A 6000-nucleotide genomic window follows, 5' to 3' on the forward strand; every position below is an offset into this window, starting at 1 on the left:
CCGCGCCTTCTGCGCTGAGCGGGCCGTCCGCGCTGAGCGGGCCTTCCGTACGCGTCACCTGGAGCACCCGCCGTGGGCTCTGCACCCCGCAACGACGGTCATCCCTACCAGAACGCCGCCGTGCCTGTGGATGAACACAGCACAAGTGGAGTGGCCTCTTGGGAATGGGGATTCCTACGGTGGCGGGACCATAAGCCGAAGTACCAACCGCGACCTGGACAAGGAGTCCACCCATGGACCACGGGCCCTCTGCACACGCAGGCCACGGCAGTCACGAGATGGGCGGTGCCGTGTCCTCGCTGGACACCTGGGGTGCCGTCGTGTTCATCGGCTGGGCCGTGGCCATGTGGGCGGCAGTTGTCGTACTCGCCTACGCAAACCGTGGACCTGTCCGCCCCTGGCTGTACAAGACCGCGGTCGCCGTCATCGGTCTTGGCGTGATCGGTCAGATAGGCCACTTTCAGGAGCACGTCGCCCAGGCCGGATACTGGGTGGCGAACCCGTACGCCCCTGCCTGGATGACTCCTTGGGCGAACGGCCTCGCGCGTGGCATGGGCCAGGTGGACCCGACCAAGCCCGCGTTGGGCATGGAGATCCTGCACCTGACCGGAAACTTCATCTTCCTCGCCGGCCTCGTCGGCATCGTGCAGATCACCCGCCGAGCCACCGGGCACCTCAAGACCCGCAAGTGGGCCAAGATGGGCGTCTGGATGCAGGGCATTCACGGTATTGAGCACATCGTTCTGACGGTCTCAGTCGCCCTGGGTGCCAGTAAAGCGATCGGTCTGTCGACCTGGTTCGGTGCAATTGATCCCGGCCCGGCGCTGGTGACCTATCGCGTGTGGTGGCACTTCGTCGCCAACCTGACCGGCACCGCGATCCTCGCCATCGCCCTCTACCACCTGTGGAAGGAGAAGCGCGCGGTCAAGGCTGGATACGAGGAGGGCCAAGGAGGGAACTCCAAGGGCCCTTGTCGCCCAGCACGTGGTCGGGCCGCACCCGTGGCCGTCCCGGCCCGAGGCGGGGCACCCGTATCGTCTCCAGTACGGCGGTGAACTGGGTGCAGTCGCTGGTGTTCCCGCCGGTGAGGGTGAAGGCGAGCGGGCGGCCGAGCGCGTCGCAGGCCAGGTGGATCTTGCTGGTCAGGCCGCCCCTGGAACGCCCGAGGCAGGGGCTGGAGAGCGCCCTTTTCGGGCCCCGGCGGCGTGCTGGTGGGCACGGACCACGGTGGAGTCGATGGACACCAGCCAGTCGATGTCACCGGCTGCGTCCGCTCCGGCCTGCGCGGCCGTGAGCATCCGCTCGAAAGTGCCGTCCCTGGCCCAACGCCGGAACCGGGTGTGCAGCGTGGTCCACGGACCGTACCGCTCCGGCACATCCCGCCAGGCCGTACCGGTCCGCAACTACCACACGATCCCGTTGAGAATCTTCCGGTCATCCAGCCGCTTACGCCCCCGCAAGGAGGCAGGAAGCAGCGGCCGGACGAACTCCCACTCGGCATCAGACAGTTCATGACGACGTATCACCCGACCATGACCCACCACGCAAGATCAACATTTGACGACAGGCCCTAGTCTTCTGAGTCGGGAATTCTGTTCAGATGTTTAGGGTTGCCCGGCCGCTGGCGGAAGCGGTTCGTCGGGCACCGGATCGCCGGTCTGGGTGACATGCCTTGCCCGGGCGGCCCGAGGACGGTCACCGACGAGCAGGTCGCTGCGGTGGTGAAGCGGACGCTGGAGTCGACGCGGAAGAATGCCAGGCACTGGTCGATGCGGACGGTGGCCCGGGGGCTGGGCCTGTGGCAGTCGACCGTGTCGCGGATCTGGCGGGCCTTCGGCCTGCAGCCGCACCGCACCGGGATGTTCAAGCTGTCCATGGATTTGTACTTCATCGACAGGGTCCGCGATGTCGTCGGCCTCTGTCTGGACCCGCCCGAGCGTGCTCCTTCGATGTGGCGATGGCCGTGTCCACCGTGCACCATTGGGGCGACCCGTTCGCGGGGCTGCGCGAGGTGCGCCGGGTGGCCCGCCGCGTGGTGGTGCTGACCTTCGACACCGATGGGTCCGGCTGGCAGGGCCGGTTCTGGCTCACCCGCGACTACCTGCCCGAGTTCGGCGGTCTCCTCGCGGGCTTCCCCTCGCTCACGCGCGTGGCCGAAGTGTTCGGCGCCCGCAGCGTGCCGGTGCCGGTCCCGTGGGACTGCGTGGATGGCCTGTTCGAGGCGTACTGGCGCTGCCCGGAGGTGTACCTGGAGGACCAAGTACGCCGTGCCGTCTCGGTCTGGACCCGGGTGGGTCCGGAGGCGGAGGAGCGGGCGGTACGGGGTCTCGGCGACGACCTCGCCTCCGGCCGGTGGGCCGCCGCAACAGTGCCCTCGCGGAGCTGGACGCGGCGGATCTGGGCCTTCGGCTGCTCGTGGCCTGAGCAGGGGTGTTTCCTCGTACCGGGAGCCGGCCGGATCATGAGCCCATGGTGTCGCGCATCGTCGTCCAGTACACAGAGCTTCTGCGGTCGAGTTCCTTCGACCTGTGGGTCCGGCTGAGAAAGATCCTGACGGAGCAGGGGCTCGATCCTGCGCGGACGACCGTCGTCGACCTCCTGCAAGGGGGCCCCGATCACGAGGACGGCCAGATCATCTCCGATGACGACCGGGTCTACAGGTTCCGGCTCTTCTACGACCAGGCGGCAGAGCACGGTGCGCGAAACGCCCGCCTGAGCGACTGGACAGACATCACCGGGTCCTGGGAGAACGGATCTTTGGCAACGCGCACAGCAGGTGCCTTCGCATGGAAGTCCGGCCCGCCCTCTTCGGACTGACGGTCGCGCAGGGTCGGCGGACCTCGCGGCACATCGCCGGCCGGCCGGCCGATGAGTTTCGGGTCGTGCGGAAGTCACCACCTGCAGAACCGCTCACGGGCCGACACGCCCGTACCTGAAGGAGACGCATGGCAAAGCTCATCTACTCGATGGTCACCTCGCTCGACGGCTACGTGTCGGCGACGGAGGGAGGCATCGGCACCGGGGCCGACGACCCGGAGGTGCACACCTTCATCAATGACCTCTTCCGCCCCGTCGGCACGTACCTCTACGGCCGGCGGATGTACGAGACGATGCTGTACTGGGAAACCGCGCTGGAGGAGCCCGACCAGCCGCCGCAGATCCTGCAGTACGCGCGGGACTGGCAGGCCGCGGAGAAGATCGTGTACTCCACGACGCTCGACTCGGTGTCCAGCGCGAAGACCAGCCTCGAGCGGAGCTTCGACCCGGAGGCGGTGCGCAAGCTCAAGGCCGACGCCGAACGCGATTTCACCGTCGACGGCCCGACGCTGGCTGCGCAGGCGATCGAGGCCGGCCTGGTGGACGAGTACCACATGTTCGTCACCACGACCGTGGTCGGCGGCGGCAAGCGGTTCTTCCCCGACGGGGTGCGACTCGACCTTGAGCTGGTCGAGGAGCGGGCCTTCGACAGTGGCGTGATGTACGTGCGCTACCGGACCCGCTGAGCTGTGCCGGCCGTCCTCAAGCGCCGGGCAGGCTGATCTTTCAGCTTGTCCGGCGCTTGAGGACAATTTCGGGGCTCAAGGACTCTCGCCCCGGCTGCACCGCGCAGCGGGGGCGCAGGCGAACCAGTGCGTACGGCCGCCCGCGCGCGGCAGGACACCGAAGCGGGCCCGCCGCCCCCAGGTCTCCGTCATCCCGTCGGTGTCGAGGTCCGCGGTGCCGTGCCAGGCGGTGACGCCGGACCGGCGGGGCCGGTGAGCGTCCCCGAAGAGCACCGTACGGGCCCGGCTGCGCAGCCCGTCGGCGGCGATCACCACGAAGCGCCCCGCCAGGGTCTCCAACAGCGCGATCCGGGCCGTGACATGCACCGGATCGCCGGTGCGGCGGCGCAGCGCGGCCATGTCGACGTTCCCGATGAGCCCCAGCCCGTCGAGTGCCCGCAGTGCCCCGGGCCGCAGCCCGAGCGACGTCCCGGCACGGGGCAGGGCGGGGGCCCGCTCGTGCACCTCGGCGTCCCAGCCCCCGGCCCGCAACTGCACGGCGGCGGCGAGGCCCCCGACACCACCGCCCACGACGATCGCTCTTCTCGGCATACACCGACGCTACTATGTTTGTAGTAGCCGCACTGTATTTATAGTACGGATGGACGGCGGGGTCGACGAAAGGCACGGGGCGCATGCCCAGCAGGCGGGAACAAGTCCTGGACGCGGCAGTACGGGTGCTCGGCACCGGCGGGCTCCGCGGCCTCACATACCAGGCGGTCGACAAGGCGGCGGACGCCCCCGCGGGCACCACGTCGAACCACTTCCGCAGCCGCGCGCTCCTGGTCACCGGCGTGGTCGCGCACCTCGAAGAGCTCGACGCCCGCGACTGGAGACACTTCGCTTCGGCCCCGGCCGCCGGCGACCCCGAAGCCCTCGCCGACGCCCTCGCGCACACGGTCCGGCACGCCCTGGGCCCCGCCCGCCACCGCTCCGCCGCCCGCTACGCCCTGGCCCTGGAGGGCATCGCCCGCCCCGAGGTACGGGAACCCCTGGTCAGGGCCCGGCAGGCGCTGATCGAGCTGACCTCGGTCTGGCTGGAGAACGCGGGCTCACCGGCGCCGCGCGACCACGGCCGGGTCCTCTTCGACCACCTGGACGGCCTGATGTTCCATCAGATCACCACGCCGGAACCGGACTTCGACCCCCGCCCGGACATCCGCACGGTGCTCGGCGCGTTCCTTCCACTTGCTCCGCCCGGGGCGGGCGGGAAGCGCTGAGGAAGCCCTCATGGGGGTGCCCGGCCGCGCTGGGAGTCCGCGAGGAACCCGGAGCCGCCCCCAGGGGCTCAGCATCCAATGCCGTTGTTTTTGAAGGTGCCGGCCGGTTGAGCGGGTGTGCTGTTGTCGCGTCTGGAGCGGCTGGGTTTGGGGATCTTGACCCAGTCTTGTCCGCCTGAGTTGGTGGACCGGTGGTGGGGGAGGCGGGCCGTGTGGAGAAACGACGGCGTCTGCTCTCGGCTCGGTTCACTGTGTACTTCGTGCTGGCTCTGTGTTTGTTTCCGCAGGCCGACTATCTGGAGGTGCTCCGGCTGGTGAAGGCCGGCGAGCCGATGCTCCGGCCGTGGACCGGTGTGAACACGTCGTCGCTGACCAGGGCCCGGCAGCGGCTGGGCTGGCGGGTCATGCGAGAACTGTTCCGGGCGGTGGCCCAGCCGCTGGGAACGGGCACGGAAGGCTTCCGGGGGCTGAGTGTGCTGGCCCTGGACGGAACGCTGCTGGCCGTGCCGGACTCGCCCGGCAACCAGGACGCCTTCGGCAAGTCCGGCTCCCGGCGCGGCCCGGCCCGGCCGGCTATCCGCAGGCCAGGGTCGTCACGGTCGCGGATTGCTCGACCCACGCGGTGCTGGATGCGGTGATCGGCGGTGTGGAGGACTCCGAACGGGTCGTCTCCGATGAGTTGGAAGCCCGCATCGGCACCGGGACCCTGGTCCTGGCCGACCGCGGGCTGTGGGGCCTGGCCCGCTGGCACCGCCTGCGCGGCCATGGTGCCCACTTGCTGTTCAGGATCGAACGGCGCAAGGCCCGCCGGGTCGAAGAGGTCCTGCCGGACGGCGGCTACCTGGCCTGTATCGGGGCCCACAAGCACAGCAAAGCGTCCAAGACGGTGAAGGCTCCGCCGGCCCTGGTGCGGGTGATCGAGTACCGCGTCGAGGGCCAGGCGGACGTGATCCGGCTGATCACCAGCCTGACGGACCACGAGCGGTACCCGGCCGCCGAGCTTGCGGCCCTGTATGCCCGGCGCTGGGAGATCGAGCTCGTCTTCGACGAGATCAAGACCCATCAGCGCGGCCGGCCCGTCCTGTGTTCCCAGATCCCTGGCGGGGTCCGGCAGGAGATCTATGCTCGCCTGGTCGTGCACCGTGCCACCCGGGGCCTGCTCAACGAGGCGGGGCGGCTCTATTGGTGGGTCTGGGCAGGTAGGTGACCTTGCAGCCTGTATCGCGGGCGACGGTGAG

The 6000-nt window shown here is 69.3% G+C and carries 7 protein-coding genes and 3 pseudogenes; 8 read left to right on the plus strand and 2 right to left on the minus strand.

From position 1 onward, the window contains the following. The first annotated feature begins 233 nt into the window (after nt 1-233). Nucleotides 234-1055 carry a DUF6008 family protein gene (locus tag ACFYO0_RS44840; RefSeq protein ID WP_388687786.1) on the plus strand — a complete coding sequence of 274 codons (822 nt, stop codon included), beginning with the start codon at nt 234-236 and terminating at the stop codon, nt 1053-1055. Here the strand turns inward: ACFYO0_RS44840 and ACFYO0_RS44845 are convergent. After that, nucleotides 967-1544, minus strand: a pseudogene (locus ACFYO0_RS44845) (IS5 family transposase); the annotation flags it as partial. The gene ACFYO0_RS44840 and the pseudogene ACFYO0_RS44845 overlap by 89 nt on opposite strands. A gap of 123 nt (nt 1545-1667) precedes the next feature. Here ACFYO0_RS44845 and ACFYO0_RS44850 point away from each other — a divergent pair. From ACFYO0_RS44850 to ACFYO0_RS44865, 4 genes and pseudogenes are all read left to right on the plus strand, one after another. Then, nucleotides 1668-2045, plus strand: a complete 378-nt coding sequence (locus ACFYO0_RS44850) for a hypothetical protein (protein WP_388687788.1) — start codon at nt 1668-1670, stop codon at nt 2043-2045. Further along, a pseudogene (locus ACFYO0_RS44855) lies at nt 1943-2424 on the plus strand (MerR family transcriptional regulator); the annotation flags it as partial. The gene ACFYO0_RS44850 and the pseudogene ACFYO0_RS44855, both read left to right, overlap by 103 nt. 45 nt (nt 2425-2469) lie before the next feature. Beyond that, complete coding sequence (locus ACFYO0_RS44860; protein WP_388687790.1) at nt 2470-2817, plus strand: hypothetical protein; 348 nt, start codon at nt 2470-2472, stop codon at nt 2815-2817. A 128-nt stretch (nt 2818-2945) separates the two neighbouring features. After that, a complete protein-coding gene (locus ACFYO0_RS44865; RefSeq protein ID WP_388687792.1) occupies nt 2946-3503 on the plus strand; it encodes a dihydrofolate reductase family protein in 558 nt (185 codons plus the stop codon). 75 nt (nt 3504-3578) lie between these two features. Here ACFYO0_RS44865 and ACFYO0_RS44870 read toward each other — a convergent pair whose 3' ends face one another. Beyond that, a complete protein-coding gene (locus ACFYO0_RS44870) occupies nt 3579-4094 on the minus strand; it encodes a hypothetical protein (protein WP_388687794.1) in 516 nt (171 codons plus the stop codon). A gap of 83 nt (nt 4095-4177) precedes the next feature. Between ACFYO0_RS44870 and ACFYO0_RS44875 the strand changes: the two genes are divergently transcribed. The 3 genes and pseudogenes from ACFYO0_RS44875 to ACFYO0_RS44885 all read left to right on the plus strand — a co-directional run bounded on the left by ACFYO0_RS44875 (nt 4178) and on the right by ACFYO0_RS44885 (nt 5969). Then, entirely contained in the window at nt 4178-4762 is a 585-nt protein-coding gene (locus tag ACFYO0_RS44875; protein ID WP_388687796.1) for a TetR/AcrR family transcriptional regulator, read from the plus strand. 251 nt (nt 4763-5013) lie between these two features. Next, nucleotides 5014-5124 (plus strand): annotated as a pseudogene (locus ACFYO0_RS44880) (hypothetical protein); the annotation flags it as partial. Further along, a complete protein-coding gene (locus ACFYO0_RS44885) occupies nt 5106-5969 on the plus strand; it encodes an IS4 family transposase (RefSeq protein ID WP_388687798.1) in 864 nt (287 codons plus the stop codon). The pseudogene ACFYO0_RS44880 and the gene ACFYO0_RS44885, both read left to right, overlap by 19 nt. The last annotated feature ends 31 nt before the right edge of the window (nt 5970-6000 follow it).

It is taken from the genome of Streptomyces sp. NPDC006365 (assembly GCF_042870755.1).
Classification (GTDB): Bacteria; Actinomycetota; Actinomycetes; order Streptomycetales; family Streptomycetaceae; genus Streptomyces; species Streptomyces xiangluensis.